Source organism: Candidatus Rhabdochlamydia oedothoracis, assembly GCF_019453995.1.
GTDB lineage: Bacteria > Chlamydiota > Chlamydiia > Chlamydiales > Rhabdochlamydiaceae > Rhabdochlamydia > Rhabdochlamydia oedothoracis.
The window spans coordinates 1371666-1393447 of sequence record NZ_CP075587.1; the positions used below are offsets into that span (position 1 = coordinate 1371666).

Annotated in this window: 16 protein-coding genes and 4 pseudogenes; 12 read left to right on the forward strand and 8 right to left on the reverse strand. The window is 37.0% G+C overall.

Going from position 1 to position 21782, the window contains the following annotated elements; translation table 11 throughout:
- Window positions 1-7: 7 nt before the first annotated feature.
- The 7 genes and pseudogenes from RHABOEDO_RS07610 to RHABOEDO_RS07640 all read left to right on the forward strand — a co-directional run bounded on the left by RHABOEDO_RS07610 (window position 8) and on the right by RHABOEDO_RS07640 (window position 6615).
- Window positions 8-1156 (forward strand): HrpJ domain-containing protein, encoded by a 1149-nt coding sequence (locus tag RHABOEDO_RS07610; protein ID WP_215216930.1) that lies wholly within the window; start codon window positions 8-10, stop codon window positions 1154-1156.
- Window positions 1153-1608, forward strand: coding sequence for a CesT family type III secretion system chaperone (locus RHABOEDO_RS07615; RefSeq protein ID WP_215216931.1), 456 nt, complete (start codon window positions 1153-1155; stop codon window positions 1606-1608). The genes RHABOEDO_RS07610 and RHABOEDO_RS07615 overlap by 4 nt, the downstream gene beginning before the upstream one ends.
- A 6-nt stretch (window positions 1609-1614) precedes the next feature.
- On the forward strand, window positions 1615-3213 hold the full coding sequence (locus RHABOEDO_RS07620; protein ID WP_215216932.1) for a 4-alpha-glucanotransferase: 1599 nt from the start codon (window positions 1615-1617) through the stop codon (window positions 3211-3213).
- Window positions 3210-4721 (forward strand): transglutaminase family protein, encoded by a 1512-nt coding sequence (locus RHABOEDO_RS07625; RefSeq protein WP_215216933.1) that lies wholly within the window; start codon window positions 3210-3212, stop codon window positions 4719-4721. Before RHABOEDO_RS07620 ends, RHABOEDO_RS07625 begins: the two co-directional genes overlap by 4 nt.
- A 263-nt stretch (window positions 4722-4984) precedes the next feature.
- Window positions 4985-5471 (forward strand): annotated as a pseudogene (locus tag RHABOEDO_RS10915) (transposase); the annotation flags it as partial.
- A gap of 76 nt (window positions 5472-5547) precedes the next feature.
- Window positions 5548-5799, forward strand: coding sequence for an IS30 family transposase (locus RHABOEDO_RS07635; RefSeq protein WP_245397604.1), 252 nt, complete (start codon window positions 5548-5550; stop codon window positions 5797-5799).
- 342 nt (window positions 5800-6141) lie between these two features.
- Window positions 6142-6615, forward strand: coding sequence for a hypothetical protein (locus RHABOEDO_RS07640; protein WP_215217790.1), 474 nt, complete (start codon window positions 6142-6144; stop codon window positions 6613-6615).
- 41 nt (window positions 6616-6656) lie between these two features.
- Here RHABOEDO_RS07640 and RHABOEDO_RS07645 read toward each other — a convergent pair.
- The 3 genes and pseudogenes from RHABOEDO_RS07645 to RHABOEDO_RS07655 all read right to left on the reverse strand — a co-directional run bounded on the left by RHABOEDO_RS07645 (window position 6657) and on the right by RHABOEDO_RS07655 (window position 9452).
- Window positions 6657-7262 (reverse strand): annotated as a pseudogene (locus tag RHABOEDO_RS07645) (transposase family protein).
- Window positions 7263-7290: 28 nt separating this feature from the next.
- Window positions 7291-8631, reverse strand: coding sequence for a DNA recombination protein RmuC (locus tag RHABOEDO_RS07650; RefSeq protein ID WP_215217121.1), 1341 nt, complete (start codon window positions 8629-8631; stop codon window positions 7291-7293).
- Window positions 8631-9452: a CDP-alcohol phosphatidyltransferase family protein gene (locus RHABOEDO_RS07655; RefSeq protein ID WP_215217122.1), complete on the reverse strand. Its 822-nt coding sequence runs from the start codon at window positions 9450-9452 to the stop codon at window positions 8631-8633. Before RHABOEDO_RS07655 ends, RHABOEDO_RS07650 begins: the two co-directional genes overlap by 1 nt.
- Before the next feature lie 344 nt (window positions 9453-9796).
- On the opposite strand from RHABOEDO_RS07655, the gene RHABOEDO_RS07660 reads away from it, so the two are divergent.
- Window positions 9797-12961 (forward strand): ribonucleoside-diphosphate reductase subunit alpha, encoded by a 3165-nt coding sequence (locus RHABOEDO_RS07660; protein WP_215217128.1) that lies wholly within the window; start codon window positions 9797-9799, stop codon window positions 12959-12961.
- Window positions 12936-14009 (forward strand): ribonucleotide-diphosphate reductase subunit beta, encoded by a 1074-nt coding sequence (locus RHABOEDO_RS07665; RefSeq protein ID WP_256439909.1) that lies wholly within the window; start codon window positions 12936-12938, stop codon window positions 14007-14009. The genes RHABOEDO_RS07660 and RHABOEDO_RS07665 overlap by 26 nt, the downstream gene beginning before the upstream one ends.
- A 68-nt stretch (window positions 14010-14077) precedes the next feature.
- Here the strand turns inward: RHABOEDO_RS07665 and RHABOEDO_RS07670 are convergent, their stop codons facing one another.
- Entirely contained in the window at window positions 14078-14221 is a 144-nt protein-coding gene (locus RHABOEDO_RS07670) for a hypothetical protein (protein ID WP_215217124.1), read from the reverse strand.
- 63 nt (window positions 14222-14284) lie between these two features.
- Between RHABOEDO_RS07670 and RHABOEDO_RS11160 the strand changes: the two genes are divergently transcribed.
- Window positions 14285-14407 (forward strand): hypothetical protein, encoded by a 123-nt coding sequence (locus tag RHABOEDO_RS11160; protein ID WP_256439910.1) that lies wholly within the window; start codon window positions 14285-14287, stop codon window positions 14405-14407.
- 144 nt (window positions 14408-14551) lie between these two features.
- Window positions 14552-14815: pseudogene (locus RHABOEDO_RS10920) on the forward strand (transposase); the annotation flags it as partial.
- Here RHABOEDO_RS10920 and RHABOEDO_RS11165 read toward each other — a convergent pair.
- From RHABOEDO_RS11165 to RHABOEDO_RS07695, 4 genes and pseudogenes are all read right to left on the reverse strand, one after another.
- Window positions 14812-14994, reverse strand: a pseudogene (locus tag RHABOEDO_RS11165) (transposase); the annotation flags it as partial. The pseudogenes RHABOEDO_RS10920 and RHABOEDO_RS11165 overlap by 4 nt on opposite strands.
- An 18-nt stretch (window positions 14995-15012) precedes the next feature.
- Window positions 15013-15300 (reverse strand): helix-turn-helix domain-containing protein, encoded by a 288-nt coding sequence (locus tag RHABOEDO_RS07685; RefSeq protein ID WP_220017506.1) that lies wholly within the window; start codon window positions 15298-15300, stop codon window positions 15013-15015.
- A gap of 95 nt (window positions 15301-15395) precedes the next feature.
- Window positions 15396-19766, reverse strand: coding sequence for a hypothetical protein (locus RHABOEDO_RS07690; protein WP_220017507.1), 4371 nt, complete (start codon window positions 19764-19766; stop codon window positions 15396-15398).
- 64 nt (window positions 19767-19830) lie between these two features.
- Window positions 19831-20973: an ISAs1 family transposase gene (locus RHABOEDO_RS07695; RefSeq protein ID WP_220017508.1), complete on the reverse strand. Its 1143-nt coding sequence runs from the start codon at window positions 20971-20973 to the stop codon at window positions 19831-19833.
- Window positions 20974-21354: 381 nt separating this feature from the next.
- Here RHABOEDO_RS07695 and RHABOEDO_RS07700 point away from each other — a divergent pair, with 381 nt between their 5' ends.
- On the forward strand, window positions 21355-21705 hold the full coding sequence (locus RHABOEDO_RS07700; protein WP_220017509.1) for an IS110 family transposase: 351 nt from the start codon (window positions 21355-21357) through the stop codon (window positions 21703-21705).
- Window positions 21706-21782 lie beyond the last annotated feature (77 nt).

Below are 21782 nucleotides of genomic sequence, written 5' to 3' on the forward strand. Positions count from 1 at the left end.
ATCATTTATGCCAGATCCAAATCATATTGATGGTGTTTCTCGTAGCGATGCTGCTAAAGCACAAAAAGCAGCGGAAGCTGAAATGGCTAATCAGAAAGCAGCTATTGTACAAGAGGCTAGTGAAGATTTACAAGAATGGACGGAAGAAGGTGCTTTTCTACCAGGTTTTATGAGAAAAGCAGAAAGCTTAGAGACAAGGTTAAGAAAATCTCCTAAAGAAGAGCGCTCGGAAAAAAAAGAACAGGTTAGAGAAATAGAGCAAATCGAAGAGATCAGTAAGGAATTTCAGCAAAGAAATCCAGAACTCCAAGCAAGAGCTCTTAGACTTTTGCGCTCAAGGCTGCAAGAAGAAGATACTGCCGAGGATATACAGAGAAAAGTTGCAGAAATTTACCCCGATCATTTCTTAGCTGATGAAGCTTTGGATTTTGTCCTTCGAACATCTACAGGAGAGTTATCTAAACAAGCAGCACTAGCTAGAGAACAATTAAATCATTTTTATAGTCGAGAAATTAAAGCTGGGAAAAACATAGCAGCACAGGTACAAGAATTCTCTATCCAAGGTCTAGAAACCTCGATTGGGCTGCGTGCTTTATACCGAGAAATCACAGGAAATCCCAGAGACTGTAATACGCTTTTTAATACGCTTTTATCCATGTTTAAATATGATAAAATGAAATTGGTCATTGCCTTTATTCTACATTCGTTAGGCAGTGATTTAAAGGCAAAGGGCTCTTCCATTGATCGTGGAGAGCTGTATAATTTACTCACGGAAGCGCGTAAATTACAAGCCATTTTAGGGATTTTTCATTTTTTTAAATCTCGTATGTCCTTTATTGCTGCTGAATTTAAACGTCAAGGACTTACTTTATCGGATTTACTGAACTTTGAAGAACTAGCCAAACAATTTATGGAGATTTTGCAAGATCGTTATCCTTCAGGAGATAAAATTCTTCAGCAGTATCTCAAAAAATGGATGTTAGCTATTACAGGTGACATTACCCTTCTCTCTTTGTATCACAGAGCTCTAAGAGAAACGAGTGGAAGACTATACAGATCCAATCAACATAGGCAAGAGCTTAGTAACGCTATGGTCGAAGGATTAGAGGATCTGTATGATCAGTTAGAAGATGATGAAGGAGAAAAAGAATCATGATGGACCCGTTTGCTCAATTGTTAAACGATTTAAGCCTATTATTGGATACGCATCTCTCCCCTGATAAACGAGGAGCCTGTAAACTTAACATAGAGGATACCTTGCATGTGCAGCTAGAGCCGGATGCTACCCGAGAAAAACTCCTCTTCTTTTGCTTTATCTCTGAAGTTCCTCCTGGAAAATTTCGCGAAAATGTCTTAAGAGATGCGCTGAAAGCCAATGCAGATCCTAGTACACCGGGAACACTTGGATTTTCTGAACGCAATAATCAATTGGTTTTATTTGCTAACCTTAATTTCCCTTCTTTAACAGCAAAAGAGGTTTTAGATTTTCTTCACCTATTTATGGCAAAAGCTCAAGTCTGGAAACAAGCCATTGCAACAGGCCAAACTAGTAACCTTTGTCCTGAACCCCTACAAAAACCACTAAGCCCCTTTGATATAAAACCTTAAAAACCTATGAATCCCCTCTCTTCTATTACAGGTAAACAGTGGGAAAAAGTTGCTGTTAAACACCACCATGGAATCAATTTACTCCTCTCTGCCCTGCACAGTGCACAAAGCTGTGGGATTGGTGAGTTTTTCGATCTTATTCCTATCATTGATTGGTGTAAACAGATAGGATTTGATGTGATTCAGCTACTTCCTTTAAATACCACGGACAATGATCCTAGCCCCTATAACCCCAACTCCTCCTGTGCTTTGAGCTTTATCTATCTCTCCTTATACGCCCTTCCGTTTATGGAAAAGATCCCAGATCTCAAAGAAAAACTCATAGATTTTCATAAGTTTAACTTAAGTCCTAAGGTATCTCATGCGGATGTATTAGCTCATAAACTACTTTGGTTACGCGCTTATTTTGATGGGGTAGGAACTGAAATTACAAACAGTCCTGCGTTCTTGCAATTTTGCGAGGAAAATCATTGGGTACAATCTTATGCTCTATTTAAGATCTTAAAAGATCAATTAGGCAACACTCCCTGTACTACGTGGCCACAAGAATTGCAACTTCTATCTAAAGAAAAACGGGAAGAATTACTTGCTAAGCATCGCTTGGAAATACTTTTTTACACTCTTTTACAGTTTCTCTGTTATGAGCAACTAAAAAAAGTAAAAACCCATGCAGATGAATGTCATGTTTTATTGATGGGGGATATTCCTATTTTAATTAGCAAAGAAAGCGTTGATGTATGGCAATATCCAGAATATTTTGATCTTAACTTTGCAGCAGGAGCTCCTCCTGATCTATTTAACCTAGATGGGCAATATTGGGGCTTCCCTCTTTTTCGCTGGGATGCAATGCGCAAAAACCAGTTTGATTGGTGGATCAAACGTTTGAAATTTGCGGAGAATTTTTTTGACATTTTCCGTATTGACCATGTTTTAGGATTTTTTCGCATTTGGGCTATTCCTTTAAATCACCCAGCTCAAGAGGGTTATTTTATTCCTGCAAATGAAGCACAAGCTTCTATACAAGGGCAAGAAATGCTCAAAACCCTTATTTCAAATACGACAATGCTCCCCATTGCAGAGGATTTAGGAGTTGTAGCTAGTTTTATACGTCCTTGCCTAGAAGAATTAGGCATTTGTGGCACTAAAGTGATGCGTTGGGAGAGAAAATGGGAAGAAGATGGCAGCTTTATTCCCTTTAAAGACTATACTCCGATCAGTTTAACCACGGTCTCTACTCATGATTCAGAAACACTCATATTATGGTGGCAAGAATCCCCTGAAGAAGCAAAACTCTTTGCAGCTACAAAAAACTGGGTGTACTCTCCTTTATTATCACAAAAGCAACGCTTAGAGATCTTATGGGATAGTCATCACACTCCTAGTCTATTTCACATCAATTTACTACAAGAGTATTTAAGCCTATTTCCTGCTCTAAGCTGGGATAATCCTCTAGAGGACCGCATCAATATCCCTGGCAAGGTGTTATCTACAAACTGGACTTTTCGCTTTCGCCCTTCTGTAGAAACTCTGATCTCTCATCAAGGGCTTAGTTCTATCTTGCAAAATTTAGCATTCTCTACAGCTCCTCCTACAGAGGTCCTATGAAAATTCTTGTATTTTTTTTTCTTATCAGCGGTTTCTATGGACATACTAATCAACTTAAAGCGTTGTATAATAGCCTAGATCCTAAATCTGTCATGCAGCATGTGGCTTTTTATGAGCTCTACCCAGATTCCAAAGAAGGACAAGCAGCGCTTAAGCGCGCTTGGCAGCTCTTAAGTCAAGGAACACTTCATCAACAAAATACACCATTAACTAACCTTGATCTCAAAGAAATTATCTCTCTGATTACCAGACAATCCTTTGAACCAAACGTAATGCTCAACCAAGAACAACTCCAGCTAATTCAAGCCATTGCTCATAATTTAGCCAACCGCAAGAAAAAAGGTGTATCTCTTACCTGTAAAGAAGATGTCCTTAAAACCCCTTCAGAAGAAATCGATCTTGCGCGAGCATTGTTGCTTTTTCAATCAGACAGGGAAAATCTGGAGTATATTAAACAATATGAAACCATGTTAGATCTCATGGCTCTTCAGGTTTTAACACGCCTCTCTCCCGATTCTTCCGACTTAGAAAAGATCCGTGCATTAAATGACTTTATCTTCCAACAAATGCAATTTCGGTTCCCTCCCCATTCTTTACATGCACAAGATATCGATCTATATACTTTTCTACCTTCTGTGCTAGATAATCGCCAAGGAGTATGCTTAGGGGTTTCCATTCTCTACTTATGTTTAGCCCAAAGATTAGATCTTTATTTAGACATTATTACTCCCCCTGGTCACATCTACCTGAGCTATCCCGATAAAGAACGTGTGATTAATATTGAAACAACTTCTAGAGGTATTGATCTACCTTCCGAGGATTATCTAGGAATTAATAACCGTATTTTACAAAAACGCACGATTAAAGAAGTTATCGGTTTAGCTTTTATCAACCAAGCGTCTGTATTCTGGCAAAAAGATGATTATCAACAAGCCATAAACCTATATAAAAAAGCCCAATTATTTTTACCTCAAGACCCCCTACTTAAAATGTTTCTAGGAATCAACTATCTATTGATAGGAGAAAAAGCACAGGGAAAGAAAATATTACAAGAAATTCGAAATCTGACTTTTGAAGAATCTGTATCCGCTGAAACAATTCCAGAAGATTACTTAAAAAAAAGAATAGATGAGGAAGGTATTCGCGCTGTGTTCTTAAACGTTGATGAAACCAGAGATTCCATCATACGTAAACAAAAAACGTTAAAAGAAGTGCTAAAGCGGTTCCCTAAATACCGCGCTGGAATTTTTCAATTAGCCACCACCTGGCTACAACTCAATCGCTCGATGGAAGCTATGCAAACACTAGAGACCTACTATGCATTAGATCCGACCAATGCTACCGTTGCTTATTATTTAACCATCCTATCTCTACAGCGCCTTGATTTTAATCAAGCTTGGAAATATTGGCATCAAGCCAATAGACTGACTCTAGAAAGAAATCATCGCCCTAAAGTGCTTAAAGAACTACACGTTCATTTAAAGAGGCTCTGTCCGGATCCTCTATAGAAATTTACAGATCAATCGAATTCTTCTAGGTCGTTTTGGATTTTTGTAGTATTTGTAACACTTACGTCCTTATCCAAGTTCATTTCCTTAGCCTAGTTATACATGCCATAATTGCACACAAAGAAGGGGTTGCTCCTTAAAACCTCAGTGTTGAGTTTAATTAACTAAGAATAGAAAAGATAAGACAAAAAAGCAGTGCAAAAAGACCTCTTAATGAGGTACAAGTTCATTTGCGAAAAAACAACAACAAAAAGAGGCCAAAAATGGAAAAGCTTGTCGAATTATACTGCTCTAATAGAGGATTTTTGGAAGGATTTTAACAAGCAACGGGAGCAACATTTAATTACCAAAGGAAAATTCTCAAGAGGCCCTAAGGGGAAAATGTCTATTCCTGAAATGATGACAATATCTATTTTGTTTCACCAATCAAACTACAGGAATTTCAAACACTTCTATTGCATTTATGTAATGGTTCATCTCCGTAAAGAGTTTCCTACTCTTATTAGCTACAGCAGATTTGTTTAACTTGTAAAAAATCTTTTTATCCCCCTATTCGCTTATCTTTTACATAACAAAGGTAAAATTACTGAAATTAGCTTTATTGACTCAACAAAGCTACAAGCTTGCCATAACAAAAGAATTAGGAGAAATAAAGTTTTTGCAAGATTTGCAAAAATGGGAAAAACAGGAGCAGGATGGTTCTTGGGAATTAAACTTCATTTAATTATCAATGAAGTAGGGAAGTCTTTGGTAGAAAGAACTTCCAAGCTAAATTAAGCTCGCCAAAGTTTCTCATAAAACTGCAGAGGAAGTAAGTCAAGCGTTAATTGAACAATTTAAACCTATCAAAGATTTTGTACACACATTAACAGCAGACAACGGAAAAGAATTTGCCTATCACCAAATGGTTAGTTTCGAGCTAGAGACAGACTTCTACTTTGCAACGCCCTACCATTCTTGTGAAAGAGGCTTAAATGAGCATACAAACGGACTAGTTAGGCAATATTTTCCTAAAACACAAAGCTTTTTAGATACGACTTCCAAGGATATGGAAAGGGTAGAAACTTATACTAAATAACAGACCTAGAAAGGCTCTCAACTTCGAAACTCCACTAGAAGTGTTTAGGAGATTATCTACAAACATGCTATGCTCGGGTGCACAATAGATGTTTTTTCAAGTATTTATATGTTCTTTTTTGTGCACTTCGAGGTTGAAAGGGCCCATTTTAAACTCCGGTTATTTTTAAAAAAGCAAGAAAGTTATATGATGTAAATATATTTTAAGTTCATGCAATTCTAAAATAACTTTAACTTAACAGTCTACGGACCTTACTTTATGAATCGAATAAATTTTTGTTGAAAAAGCCCCTTAAAATAAGGTACAAGAAAATAAGGCCAAAAACAAAGAGAGGTTTTCTATATGTATTTTTTTCTTTTAAGCAGTTTAGTGTGCATTCCCTGTTTGTTATGTGCAAATATCATATTAGATGAGGCTATGAACCCAGAAGATCAGCGTAAAACCGGTATAATAAAGTTAAATCGCAAACAAAAACTGGCTTTAGAAGCTTGGTTGAATGATCATTTTATAGCTAAAGGAGAACGTACCTCTCAAGATAAAGAACCTCTTTCTCTATCAATTAACATAGACAACGGACAAAAGTTACAACTTTCCGATGGTTCTATCTGGGAAGTACACCCTCAGGATGTTGATATTTCTGCAGTTTGGATTACCCCCTTCCCTTTACAAATAGAGAAAAGCACTAATCCTGCCTATCCATTTTTATTGAAAAATACAAGAACTCAAATGAGCGTAAGAGCTAGAAAAAGCAGCTCTAACCCTATGCTAAAACCAAAGGAACCTGTAAGAAAGAATACTATGCCTTATCAGGGATAAGTTTAAAATAAGAGATTTTAATTAATAGACCTCTTGCTTAGTTAAATAAAAATTTCATAATTGTAGATTCCAGCAATAAGATTGAACCGTAAACCAAACCTTTTTCTTCTGTTCCTATATTTGCCACTGAAAATTTTACATCTTTTTAGACTGCCAATCACGTTTTCATTAACAACTCGCTCAGAGGAAATCTCTTGATTCTGCTTTTTATCTTTGTCTTTTTTTGGGGACGCTCTATAGGTGTTTCTGATGCATCTATAAGAATTACTTCGTATTCCATGTCTCTCTTAAGAAGAGCTTTTTTCCCAGGCTGTGAAAACTTCTTGCTTTTAATCCATGTGTCTTCTACCTATCTGCAGGCTCGATAACATGCGCTTTCTCTCAGACCGTAACTACAACCTGTGTGAAAATACGTTCGATATTCTCTCAAATATTCTAAAGTCTTTAAAAGCTTGTCTTCTAGGCTTAAGTAAGCCTTTTCTCCTAGCTTTTCTCTATCTTTTGTTTTGCTCTTCCCATAAAATTAAGACCTTTTCTTCAAAAGTTTTTCGTTTCACTCCTGTTAGTCTTCTAAATTGCTCGGGTGAGAGTGATTGAAGTTCTAAGTAATTTTTCCTTTCCCTCCATTTAGGAAAGAAGTATAGCAAAAATCTAATTACGCAAGAAGTCTAATCTCTAAGAGCTTAAGTCTTTGCCTTTATGCAAGGGATGCACAAGCTCGGCAATTTGCAAATCTCGTGGTTTTTTATCAATTTCCAATAATGGTTCCAAATCCACTTCTTCAGAGAGCAATTGTAAATCCTTAAACTTGCGCGCTGTTACTAAAACACGAGTCTCTAAAGACCCCACTGCTTTATTATAGGATTCAACCGCTTGAGCCAAACTTTTACCCATTTTACACCAATGCCCTGTCATATCAAACAATCTTTTATATAACTCTTGACCAAGTTCTCTTACCTTTTCTGATTGCTTGGATAAATTCTCCTGTCTCCAACCATAAAACACTGTACGCAAAAGTGCAATGAGGGTTGTTGGTGTTGCAATGATTACCCCTTGTTCTGCACCTACTTCAATTAAAGAAGGATCATTCTCAAGTGCTGCACTAAAAAAAGCTTCTGCTGGTAAAAACAAAATGACAAATTCAGGAGCGGGTTGAAAGTGCTCCCAATAACTCTTTTTACTCAATGCATTAACATGAGCTCTTATATGACGTGCATGATCGCGAAATTTAGCTTCCTTAATCTTTTCGTCAGGATTGTACATAGCCTCTAAGTACGCTTCTAAAGGAACTTTGGCATCAATGATAATTTGTTTACCGCCGGGCAAGCGAACAAGAAGATCGGGCCTGATGCTTGTCTCTTCTGTAAATTTATGTTTTTGCTCGTAGAAGTCACAGTAGTTAAGCATACCAGCTAATTCAACAATTCTCTTTAATTGCATCTCCCCCCATCTACCACGAGATTGCGGATTTTTCAACACTTGCACAAGATTAGCCGTTTCTGTTTTAAGTTGTTTTTCGCTATCGGTTAAGGCACGTACCTGTTCTTTAAAAACCTCTCGCTCAGATTTACGTTCATTTTCATATTTACGCATCTCTAGATCGAGCTTGACCAGGATTTCTTTAAAAGGCACAAGCATTTCTTCTACTGACTGTTTACGTTTATCTAAATCTGATTGGGCAGAGATACGCCATTTAGCAATTTCTGTTTCAGCAACAGATAGAAACTGTTTGTTATTGTGCTCTAGTGCTTGAGAAGATAGCGATTGAAATAAAAGCTTAAAATGTTGTTCTGCTAGCTCCATGGCTTGTTGTCTTTCCTCAGAACTTTTTTGCTGCAACAAAAGCGTAAAAATCTCTTTTTCTTTTTCTTTTAATTGCAAATCTAAATTAGATACTTCTTCTGCTTTCTGCTGGGCTAAAGCTAAGGAAATCTCTAGTTTTTTTCGACTCATAAGAGCAAATAGCCAAAGTCCCCACCCAATAACAGCTAATGAAACGATGACAAGGTCCTTCATTAGTCCTCATGCTCGGGCTCGAAATCCACTAAAGTTTTTGATTTCCTGCCTGCAATCAAGCGGATAATCGATAAAGTCCATCCCAAAAGAATATAGCTCCATGTCACAATGGTTAACATGATCGGAAAGAAGTACAGCGTTCCATAAAAAATAAAAATAGCTGAGATAACAGTCCCAAAAACCAATTGAAAAGAAGGAACTCGAAAATGTAGAGCTTTGGAACTGGGAAATTTCCAACGACTTACCATAAAATACCCTAAAATAATCATTACAATGCTTAAGGTGATAGCATGCGCTTCTTCAGATAGAGAAAAATAGTTATGGAAAAAATTAGATGCAAATAAAAAATTTAGAGAAACCGCGGCTAAAGCAGCAGCGGGAATGGGAAGGCCTGTAAAGTGTTTTTTTTCAGATAAAGCTTCTGCATTTGGTTCCGTTGTTTTTACATTAAAACGAACGAGTCGTAAAATACCGCAGATGGAATAGAGCATAGCACCTAAAACGGCTAAAAAAGACAATCCTGTTCCAGGCTCTAATGATAATGTTTTTAAAAGCAAAACAGAGGGGGCTACTCCAAAAGATATGGCGTCTGCTAATGAGTCAAAAATAAATCCAAATTCGCTCTCTGCTCGAAACGCGCGAGCAACAGCACCATCTAGCAAATCTGCAAAGGCCGCTACTAATAATAAAAGCACCGATATACGCAATACTTGAAATAATCCAGAACCGGGCTCTACCATGTTTACTTTAAAAATCACAAATAATCCACAAGCTAAACCAAAAGCTGTGATCATGTTGGGAATGAGATAAACCCTTCGCATAACCCTCCTTTTTTAATCGTAAAATTGTTTTTCCCTTACATATAGAATCGTATCAGTTTCTTAGAATTGTTGCACTCTAATCACTTAAGTTCTTTGTTTAGAAAAGCATAAAAATAACTTTTTAAAAAGTATATTTTTTACTAGACAAGTAGCTTTTAGCTACTATATATGGTGTGCATGACTCAAATAAACTACCATATGTAGTATAAAGATCTTTTATTTTTTAGACTTCGCTGTAATTGCTTAAAACGTTAATCTAGGAGCCATAATGAGAAAGACCCAAGATCCTAACATCTTTATAAAAAACTAAAACACTTGGAGCAAAAAAATATATGAAAGGTTCAATGACTCAAGAAGATCCTGTGAAACTAAAAGAGGGCAACTCTTCACCTAAGGCCTCCCTACAGCATTTCACTGTTGTCAAACGCAATGGTAGCATTGTTCCTTTTCGTCAAGAGAGAATTTTAAGAGCTATTGAATGTGCCTTTCGCGACACCAAGAAAGTCGATAAAGAAACCCCTCTTAGCAATTCTTTACACCAATCTATCGATCAAATCGTTAACCTAGTGATTGAAGATTTGTATAAATTAGCTGTCCAAGGAACATCTTTAACCGTTGAAGGAATTCAAGATCAGGTTGAAGTCTGCTTAATGAAAGCAGGTCATCATGATGTAGCGCGAGATTATATTATTTATCGCGATCAACACAAAGCCTTGCGCGATGACTCTGTTCAGAGCTTAAAAATGATTAGAGAAGATGGAGTAGAGGTACGCTTTAATCCTATGAAAATCGCCTCTTCTTTGGAAAAAGCCTTTCGCTCTTCTATGGAAATCACAGGGTTTTCTCCAAAGCAAGTGGTAGAAGCCATTAATTTGCTCACACAGAATGTAGTTGCAAGAGCGCTGAGTCTTTCTAAAACAGGCGTTGTCCTTAGCTCTATTTTGATCGAAGATGAAATCGAGCAACAATTGATGAAAGCCGATTTTTATAGCGTAGCAAAGCACTTTATCTTGCATAGAGCCTTACTTGGCAGACAAAATCAACTCAAGTTCTCTTATCCTATCCCAGAAGATAGAACAACGCGTGAATTTACCATTCTTGATCAAGAGCAAAACAAGCGCACTATTACGGAAAAACAATTATTTACCCGTATTAAAGTAGCTTGTCGCGGATTAGAAGAGTTGGTATCTGCCGATGAACTTCTAGAAAACACGGTTTCTAATTTTTACGAAGGAATTAAGGAAAAAGAGGTTGACCTAGCCCAAATTATGGCAGCCCGTACAAAAATTGAAATTGAGCCTGCTTATTCTAAAGTAGCTGCCCGCTTGTTATTAGATGTCCTCTACCGAGAAACCATGGAAATTAGCTCTTCAGATCCTGATTTAGAGTCATCTCATCGCAGCTACTTTAAAAAGTATATCAAAGAAGGAATCAAACTAAGCAGATTACACCCTGATTTATTAAAGTTTGACCTTGATCTACTCTGTCATGCTATGCAACTGCAAAGAGATGATCAATTTACCTACCTTGGACTACAAACCCTATACGATCGCTACTTTATCCATCATGAACAGCGTAGGCTAGAAACACCGCAAATTTTCTGGATGCGTATTGCCATGGGTCTTGCTATGCAAGAAGAGCAAAAAAATGAACGTGCCATTGAATTCTATAACGTCCTTTCTACTTTTCTCTTTATGTCCAGTACTCCTACGTTATTTAACTCTGGAACGCTTCACTCACAATTATCCTCTTGTTATCTGTTAACGGTACAAGACGATTTGGGTTGTATTTTTAAAATGATCGCCGATAATGCACAGTTATCCAAATGGGCTGGAGGAATTGGCAATGATTGGACAAATATTAGAGCAACAGGCTCTCTTATTAAAGGAACAAATGGGTGTAGTCAAGGGGTTATCCCGTTCTTAAAGGTAGCCAATGACACAGCGGTTGCTGTCAATCAAGGTGGCAAGCGCAAAGGTGCGATGTGCGCCTATTTAGAAACATGGCATCTAGATATCGAAGATTTTCTAGAACTGCGCAAAAATACAGGTGATGAAAGACGGCGTGCTCATGACATGAATACAGCTAACTGGATTCCTGATCTATTTATGAAACGAGTTAAAGAAAATGGATTGTGGACCTTGTTTAGCCCAAATGACGTTCCCGATCTACACGATCTTTACGGGATGGATTTTGAAGATCGGTATAAAGAGTATGAACAGATGGCAACATCTGGAAAAATCAAACTATTCAAACAAATGGAAGCAGTTCAACTTTGGCGCAAAATGCTCAGCATGCTATTTGAAACAGGACACCCTTGGATCACTTTTAAAGATCCGTCTAATATTCGCTCTGCACAAGATCACGTGGGCGTCGTGCATAGCTCCAATCTCTGTACAGAGATTTTGCTCAATACTTCCTCCGATGAAACCGCTGTATGTAACTTAGGCTCGGTTAACTTAATCCAGCATATGAATCCTCAAGGAATCAATGAAGAAAAACTAAGCGCTACCATTCGCACAGCTGTGCGCATGCTGGATAATGTAATCGATATCAATTTTTATCCTACATTAGAAGCGAGTCATGCAAACTTAAGACATCGCCCCATTGGCTTAGGAATGATGGGATTCCAGGATGCTCTCTATGCATTGAATATTAGCTATGCAAGTCATGAAGCTATTGCTTTTGCGGATAAAAGTATGGAAATGATTTCTTATTACGCTATTTTGGCCTCTAGTGAATTAGCACGTGAAAAAGGCACCTATTCCTCTTACAAAGGCTCAAAATGGGAAAAAGAATTATTACCTATAGATACGATCTCTCTGCTTGAAAACCAGCGCGGAACCAATCTTGATATGGATCACACCTCGACTATGAATTGGAACATTGTACGCGCATCGATCAAAAATCATGGTATGCGTAACTCTTACACCATGGCCATTGCTCCCACAGCAACCATTTCCAATATCACAGCAGTTACACAATCGATTGAACCCTCTTATAAAAATCTATTTGTTAAATCTAATTTATCCGGTGAATTCACAGTTCCTAATGTATACCTTGTAGATCGTCTTAAAGAACTTGGCATTTGGGATCAACAAATGCTCGATGACCTTAAATACTTTGATGGTTCTATTGCAGAAATCGATCGTATCCCTCAAGAAATTAAACAAGTCTACCTAACCGCCTTTGAAATTGACCCAGAATGGCTTATTGAATGCGCTAGTCGTCGGCAAAAATGGATTGACATGGGGCAATCTTTAAATCTGTATCTAGCCCAGCCAAGTGGTAAGAAGTTACATCAAATGTACTTCTTTGCTTGGCAAAAAGGGTTAAAAACCACCTATTATCTGCGCTCTTTGGGAGCTACTCAGATTGAAAAATCGACAACAGATATCAACAAACGAGGGCTGCAGCCTAGATGGATGAAACACAAATCTGCCTCGAGTAATATTGCATTGCAGCGCAAGAGTTGTAACCTAGATGAAGGATGTGAAAGTTGCCAATAAGGAGATCATAACTATGAGCAAAACTACAGACACAAGAAAACGGGTTAATGTAGCACAAAAAAAACTGATTAACTGCAATCAAGTAGATGTAAACCAACTCATGCCTCTTAAATACCATTGGGCATGGGAGCATTATATGAATGGTTGCGCCAATCATTGGATGCCTACAGAAGTTCCTATGACCAAAGATATTGAACTTTGGAAAGCTAAAACTTTAAGCGAAGATGAACGTAGAGTGATTATGCGTAACTTAGGATTTTTCAGCACTGCTGAGAGTTTAGTTGGCAATAATATTGTACTTGCTATCTTTAAGCATGTGACAAACCCTGAAGTGCGTCAATACCTGCTACGTCAGGCATTTGAAGAAGCCATTCATACCCATTCCTTTGTCTATATCTGTGAATCTTTAAACCTTGATCAAGGTTTAGTGTTCAATATGTATAATGAAATCTCTAGCATTAAAGCTAAAGATGAATTTCAAATGCAGCTAACAGCTGAAGTTTTGAATCCTAATTTCTCAACCGATACAACACAAGGAGCGCAAAAGTTCCTCGAAAATCTAATTGGTTATTACCTCATTATGGAAGGGATTTTCTTCTATAGTGGCTTTGTCATGATTCTCTCTTTCCATCGCCAAAATAAAATGACAGGAATTGGTGAACAATTTCAATACATCTTACGCGATGAGACCATCCATTTAAATTTTGGTATCGATCTCATTAATGGAATTAAAGAAGAAAATCCAAATCTTTGGACTTTCGAGTTTCAAAATCAGATTATTCGAAAAATTAAGCACGCTGTTGAATTAGAGATTGCTTACGCTCAAGATTGCCTTCTTAGAGGAATTCTTGGTCTTACCTCTTCTATGTTCCGCGAGTATGTGCAATATATTGCAGATCGTAGATTAGAGAGAATTGGTCTTAAAGCGGTCTATCACTCAAAAAATTCATTCCCTTGGATGAGTGAAACAATGGATCTCGGTAAAGAGAAAAACTTCTTTGAAACCCGTGTGACAGAATACCAGTCAGCTTCGTCCCTTACCTGGTAATCAAGAGCAGGGAGAAATTCCTGCCTTGCTTAAAACATCTTTTTGTGTTACTTGTTCTAATTGTTTTTCTAGATAAACGAGGGATTAGCACTTCGATCAGATCTATATACAAGAGTATATAGTGGTTCCGATTCAATCGTATAGAAAAATATAGGATAAACGACAAGTTTTAAGTCAACGACTTGAAACTTGTCGTTTATCCTACATTTCAAAATATCTGTTATTTTCGGTATCTCTTCTAAGAGCCTGTTTAAAATCTTTTCAGTAAGGCATTAATGATAGTTTTCATAAAACCTTTGGAGGTAATTATGACCCGCTCTTATCCAAGCGATATCTCTCGTAACCAATTTAGCAAAATCCATCTAATACTTGAGTCTACTGGTGTATGTTACCCATAGATTATCCTAAATGGGAATTATGTGATTATTATTTCCCTCTTTGAAATAAAAAAGATGATAAAAATTCTAAGAGTACTCTTGAAATAGTTTTAAAAAAAATGGGTGTATAGAAGCATTTTCACTACATAAAACCATTTGTTCGGTGTAAAAAATGTTTTAGCAGAGGGAGGATCTTCTGGAGAAAGATTTGCAAAAAGTGTCCAGGAAATATTAGGATGTATGGTAGAAATAGCCAAAAGAAATACACTTCATACTTTTACAGTTATTCCCAAAAGATGGGTTGTAGAGCGTTCTTTTGCATGGATAGAAAAATGTCGCAGGCTATGGAAAAATTGCGAAAGAAAACTACATACAAGCCTGAATATGGTGGTTCTCGCTTTTATTGTTCTACTTTTGAAAAGATTTTAAACAGGCTCTAAGAAGAATCCTCTAATTGCCTGAAAAAAAGTCACCGACGTTTCGTAATATCGATTGTATACCGTCTTTTCCTTTAAGATCTTCCACAAGCGTTCAATAGGATTCAAATTCGGCGAATAAGGAGGGAGATAGTGCACTTTAATCCTAGAAGACATCAGAAACTCTTCTAGTTTCTTATTTTTGTTTGATTAGGTCTTTTCCTGTAGGTGTTTTAGTAGAGACTCTGTTTGGTCTTGTGAAAGTTTTGATTTGCTACCGCCTCGAGGGCTACTTCCAGTTTTATTTTCGGAATCATATTCTCTGAGGTATTCCTGAACAGTGATAGGGCTTATCCGAAGTGCTTTAGCAAGATTTTTTGTTGAGATACCCTCATCATAGCCCAAAATTACACAAAGCCTATTCCGTTCAGAATAGTCTTTTGGATGCTTTAACTTGTGTTCTAAGTCAGCTCTCTGGCTAGGGGTCAGTTTTTTCATACTCAATAGCTTAACACAAAACAAATATTTTTCTATACGATTGAATCGGAACCACTATATATGCCTTAGCAAAGTTATAAGAACAATTGCCTGTCTCATTTCACAGCAACAGCTTTTGCTTCAAGAATTATAAATTCACCGTCTTTCATAACGCCCGATGAAGCATCTGCGTATTCATAAGGAGAGCAACTGCCTAATGATTTAAGAGAGCTTTTTTTATCGCTTAAGTCATCTCGTTGATTAAGCGTATATAGCTCAAGACCTAAGGCTTTTGCACGGGTGTTTGCTAAGCTATTTAAAAGCTTTTCATATTCTGGAGCGGAGAAAGGATAGATCCTCTCTTGAAAAAGAACTGGTGTGTTTTCTTTTGGATCCCATAAAAGACGGAGAATACAGCGAGCTAAAATTCTTCCATTGGTATGATCTTTAATGGCAAGAAGTCGATTTTTACCATCTAAAACATATGCCATAAGACATACGTTGAGAGAAGGAATCCCATCAATTCTTTGACAGCTCCCTAATACTTCTATTCCAGAAAGAAAAAGATCTTGCCAATCATCCGTATCAACAATAAGGACATTTTTTTGACTAGTTGTTGTTAAACCTACAATCAAAGCTTTAATATCATTTTTGAATTCACACTCATATAATACATTTAATAGCTTCTTAAGAAGCTCGAGTTTCTTTTGAAAGACTATGGAAGAATTACACAGATCCTTGCATAAAAGAAAAATTTCTTGGTCTGTCTTACTCAAATTATCAATAGGAAGCGACTTTTCAGCATCCTGGAGATATTGTATTAACTGTTGAGGAGCAACAGTAAAATGCTTGTCTGTAAGAATCTTTTCTTGTAAAAAAGCATAGAAATTAATAGATCTCTTTTTGCTATTACTTACAACTTTCTCCTCTGGAATCTGTGTCTTTTGCCAATCGTTAAATAGTTTAGGGTTTTCCTTTTCAATACGTTGTAGATGAGGATTGTTTTTTGTTTGGTAACGCTCTTTTTGGATAGTACCTTCAAAAATGTTTATTACTAACCTTTGAAGTTCCTCAGAAACTCTGGGCTCTTGATGAGACTTTACATTGCTCGCATATTTGACTAGTCCTAAGGGGACACGCAGGCTATTTTCAACTTGTAAGTATTTTTCATGAAAATCGCTAATTTGTGTATTAAAAGCAAAAATCTCTGTTTGTAACTTTTCATTGAATTGCTCTGTAATATCTTTAAACTCGTAATTTTCGTCTAGTTTTTCAAGAATATTTGGCAACAAATTTGTATCTCCAAGAACACGCACAATATCTAAAGATTGCTTACAAGATTTTTCCCAATGGGGTTTTTCTAAAGAGGAAGAGAAACACTGTTTAAGGAGATAGAGTTTTTTTTCTGAGGAAACGCTAGAATAAGAAGATAGAGCTATTAATGCTTGGAGCAGATTAGGTAGGAACCCTTTAGCATCTCTAAGACTAGCTCTTTGAGCGCTTCCTGCAAGAAATTCACGAATTTTCTGAGCATTTTGTAAAGAATCTTCTTTTTGATCAGACTCGGTAACTATCTGATTAATAATAATCATGGGAAGAATCAAATGTTCTATTTTTTTGTTCTCCTTAGAAATGAGTAATTGATAGTTAGAAAAATACGAGGGTTTGTTAAGGTTTTCCATAAGAACTTGGATTAAAAAACAAGCTTCTTTTGGGTTGCGATGTTTCAAAATTTTAATAAAAAAATCTTGTATATCTGACTCTAGAACAATGCTTTTCTCTTTACAAAACCTTGCTATTAAGGAAAACCTTTCTTGCGTTCTTTGTTTTTCCTTTTTTAATTTTTCTTGTTTGAGCTCTTCTGTAGCTTTAAGAATTTCCCCGCCCAGCTCCTCTAATTTTTTTTGGAAATTAGGAAATAAATCAAGCTCTTCAATCTCTGCATAATGCTGTTTTATAAAGCCTTCGATTGTAGCATTAGTCTTATTGCCTAACAAGCTATAGTAACAAGCGCACAGTAGTTGAAGACTATTCAGATGTATATTTGTATCTGAAATATCATACTTAGGTAAATATTCCCAAATCTCAGATATTGTATTGCTCGCAATAGACTTTCTAATGCTTAATTGAGCAATTTCAACTAGAGAGTCCTTGTCTATAATATCATAGCTATTAATGAATAGAGAATTTGCAACTCCATTATTCTGAGCAGCAAATTTAGCAATGTCTACTCGCGCTTCCTCTCTTTTAATCTTATAGCTCTTAATGAACATAGAAGCTCTAGCATCCTTCTGAACCGCGTCTTTAGCAATTGCTATTAAGGCGTCTTGGTCTGTAATCTTATAGTTCCCAATAAATTCAGAAGTTGTACCTGCATCTTTCTGAACAGCAAGCTTGGCAAGATCTATTCGATCTTCCTCTCTTTTAATCTTATAGCTCTTAATGAACATAGAAGCTCTAGCATCCTTCTGAACCGCGTTTTTAGCAATTTCTGTTAAGGCGTCTTGGTCTGTAATCTTATAGTTCCTAATAAATTCCGAAGTTATACCTGCATCTTTCTGAACAGCAAGCTTGGCAAGATCTATTCGATCTTTTTCGCTTACAATTTTATAATTTTGAATAAATTTAGAAAATTCCCTATCTTTCTTAACACAAGGTTCAGCAACTGTCATTAAAAATTTTTGATCTTTAATTCCGTAATTCTGAATAAATTCAGAAATTTCCCTTATATTATTCTGAGCAGCAAGCTTTGCAATCTCTATTAGAGCTTCCTGATCTGTAATCTCATATTCCTTAATGTATTGCGATGTTCCTCCTCCATCACTCTGAGCAGCAAGCTTTGCAATCTCTATTAGAGTTTCCGGATCTGTAATCCCATATTCCTTAATGTATTGCGATGTTCCTCCTCGATAACTCTGAGCAGCAAGCTTTGCAATCTCTATTAGAGTTTCCGGATCTGTAATCCCATATTCCTTAATGTATTGCGATGTTCCTCCTCCATCACTCTGAGCAGCAAGCTTTGCAATCTCTACCAAGTCCTCTGGCTCGGTAATGCGGTATTCCTTAATGTATTGCGATGTTCCTCCTCGATAACTCTGAGCAGCAAGCTTTGCAATCTCTATTAGAGTTTCCGGATCTGTAATCCCATATTCCTTAATGTATTGCGATGTTCCTCCTCCATCACTCCGAGCAGCAAGCTTTGCAATCTCTATTAGAGTTTCCGGATCTGTAATCCCATATTCCTTAATGTATTGCGATGTTCCTCCTCGATAACTCTGAGCAGCAAGCTTTGCAATCTCTATTAGAGTTTCCTGACCTGTAATCCCATATTCCTTAATGTATTGCGATGTTCCTCCTCCATCACTCTGAGCAGCAAGCTTTGCAATCTCTACCAAGTCCTCTGGCGCGGTAATGCGGTATTCCTTAATGTATTGCGATGTTCCTCCTCCATCACTCTGAGCAGCAAGCTTTGCAATCTCTACCAAGTCCTCTGGCTCGGTAATGCGGTATTCCTTAATGTATTGCGATGTTCCTCCTCGATAACTCTGAGCAGCAAGCTTTGCAATCTCTATTAGAGTTTCCTGACCTGTAATCCCATATTCCTTAATGTATTGCGATGTTCCTTCTCCATCACTCCGAGCAGCAAGCTTAGCTATCTCTATTAGAGTTTCCTGACCTGTAATCCCATATTCCTTAATGTATTGTGATGTTCCTCCTCCATCACACTGAGCAGCAAGCTTTGCAATCTCTATTAGAGTTTCCTGATCTGTAATCCCATATTCCTTAATGTGTTGCGATGTTCCTCCTCCATCACTCCGAGCAGCAAGCGCTGCAATCTGTACTAGGGAGTTCTGGTCTTTAATTCTATAGTTCTTGATGTACTGAGAAATTTTCCCTCTAAAATTGCGAGCAGCATATAGAGCAATATGTATTCGGATGTTTTCGTCTGCAATCCCATATTCCTTAATGTATTGCGATGTTCCTTCTCCATTATTCTGAGCAGCAAGCTTTGCAAGCTCTGTTAGAGCCTCCTGATCTGTAATCTTATATCTGTTAATGTATTGAGAAACTCCTTTTCCATCCCTCTTAGCGGCAAGCTTTGCAAGTTTTACTCGTGTTTTCTCATCTTTGATCTTATAGTTCTGAATAAATTCAGAAGCTTTATATGGATTATTTTGTATAGCAAGCTTAGCAAGCTCTATTCGGATGTCCTCATTTTCAATCGCATAATTTTGAATATATTGAGAAATTTTACCTTCGTCATCCTGAATGGAAAAGGCACCGCGATTCTGAATAAGCCTATTAGCAAGATTTATTAGGGATTCTGAGTCTTTAATCTCATATTTACGAGTATTTTGAGAGGTTGTAGATTGTTGAGTGGAAATTGTAACAAAAAAAGATTGAATACTATTCGCTACTTTATCCTTGTTATGTAAAAAATTATTACAAGATTCAATATGAAAATTGTCACCTATCGGAGAAGTCATTTAAACACCCAAGTTAAAGATTTATAAATGTTAATAAATATGATTACTATTAGAACATCAGGGCTTAAGCATGAAGAATTTCCTTTGCATTTACCAGATCTAATAAATAATCTTTACGACATGATGCAATGAAGCGCCGTTTACGTAAACTGACCTTGCTTGTCTTATCTTTTTGTAAAAGATTCAAAGTAGCCCGTCGGGCTATAGATAGATTTTCAGCTCCATTTCCTTTTCTAACACGACTTAAATCCTCTCGGAAATTAACATCAAGTTGCCAATGCAATTTGTTTTCGATGCTCCAGTGATTACGCACTTCCTTTGCAAGACGTTCTGTATTAGCAGGTAGACTTGAAATAAAATACCGAATTTCACAGCTATTCCTCTCTTGCGATTTCTTCTGTACTTTTACGCATATCAAGCTATGTAGCTTCTTCCAAATCTGACGCTGAGGTAACCAATCTAATTTTTCAGTCGCCCATACTTCTCTTATCTCACTACGTCCTCGAGTACATTTTTCAGACCGCCAATAATCACAGCTAGCTTCTTCAGGTATAACGTTCTGTGCTTGTTCAAAAAAGTTATGAGCTTCTGCATGTAAGTGGCCTTGATTGCCTTTAAGGGCAATAACATAATCTCCTCCCTGGGAACAAATCTGTTCTACTACTATTTTGTGACAACCGGCTGCATCGATTGTTACAAAAACTCCTTTAATATTTAATATGGTAAGCAGGCTTTGAATGGTCTCTAGTTCCTTTCCTTTTCCAGAACATTTAAGATGTCCTAACACAAGACTTTGCTCAGAAGCAAAAGCGCTTACCATATGGATAGGATCTATTGTCTTATTACCAGAACCGCATAATGTCTTGCCGTCAATGGCAATACTGTCTCCTCCAAATGCCTGAGCTATGGACTGAGTCCACTGCATAAAACATGTACGGAACGAATGAGGATTTAAAAAGGCAAAAAACCTCTCATAGGTATCATGAGAAGGAGCTCCATATTTGCAGATATTAACAGATTGTAACCAATCGAGGTTCATCTGTGTCCACAAGCTAAAGCCCATGTAATCATCTTGTCCACATAGCATGGCTAGGATAGATGTGCTGATAATATCATGAAGGCTATCTAGTTGATTGCGCGCCTTTCTTGGGTCTGGTAATTTCGAAAAATGCATCATAATAGATGAAGAATGAATGAATCCTTCCATTTTATACTCCTTATGAAAAAGGAGCCAGAATCATTTTTTATCTCTCAATTATCAAGCAAAATCTTCATGCGTTGGCCCTGTAAGCTCGCCAAAGTTTCTCATAAAAAAGCTTTTTAGATACGACTTCCAAGGATATGGAAAGGGTGGAAACTTATACTAAATAACAGACCTAGAAAGGCTCTCAACTTCGAAACTCCACTAGAAGTGTTTAGGAGATTATCTACAAACATGCTATGCTCGGGTGCACAATATAACATGCCATAATTGCACATAAAGAAGGGGTTGCTCCTTAAACGGAGTAGGTTAAACTCTCCAATATAAACGAGATTTTTTCAAATCTCAAAACCGCTCATTAAAGAGCAAAAAAATGAGGAGCAACCCATGAAGCATTATATTGGATTAGATGTATCAATGAAAAGAACTTTTATCTGTGTATTAAATGAACAAGGTAAGATTGTCCATGAAGGTTCAGAAAAAACAGATCCTGATTTACTAGCAGATGATTTTTCCAAAAGAGATTTTCAAGAAATCGTTGTTGGCTTTGAAAGTGGATGTTTATCTCATTACCTAGTCACAGGATTTAGAAAAAGAGCTATAGATCCCCTATGTATGGATGCAAGGAAGCTGAGTACGATTCTTGCTTTGAAAATAAATAAGACAGACAAAAATGATGCACGAGGAATCGCAGAAGCCCTTCGATCAGGTATGTATACTAGTTTGATTTCAAATTAAGAATTGCATATAGTTATTTAAAATATTATTGATAAAGTTGTATATTTTTCTCCAACAAAATATATGGAGGTAGAGAA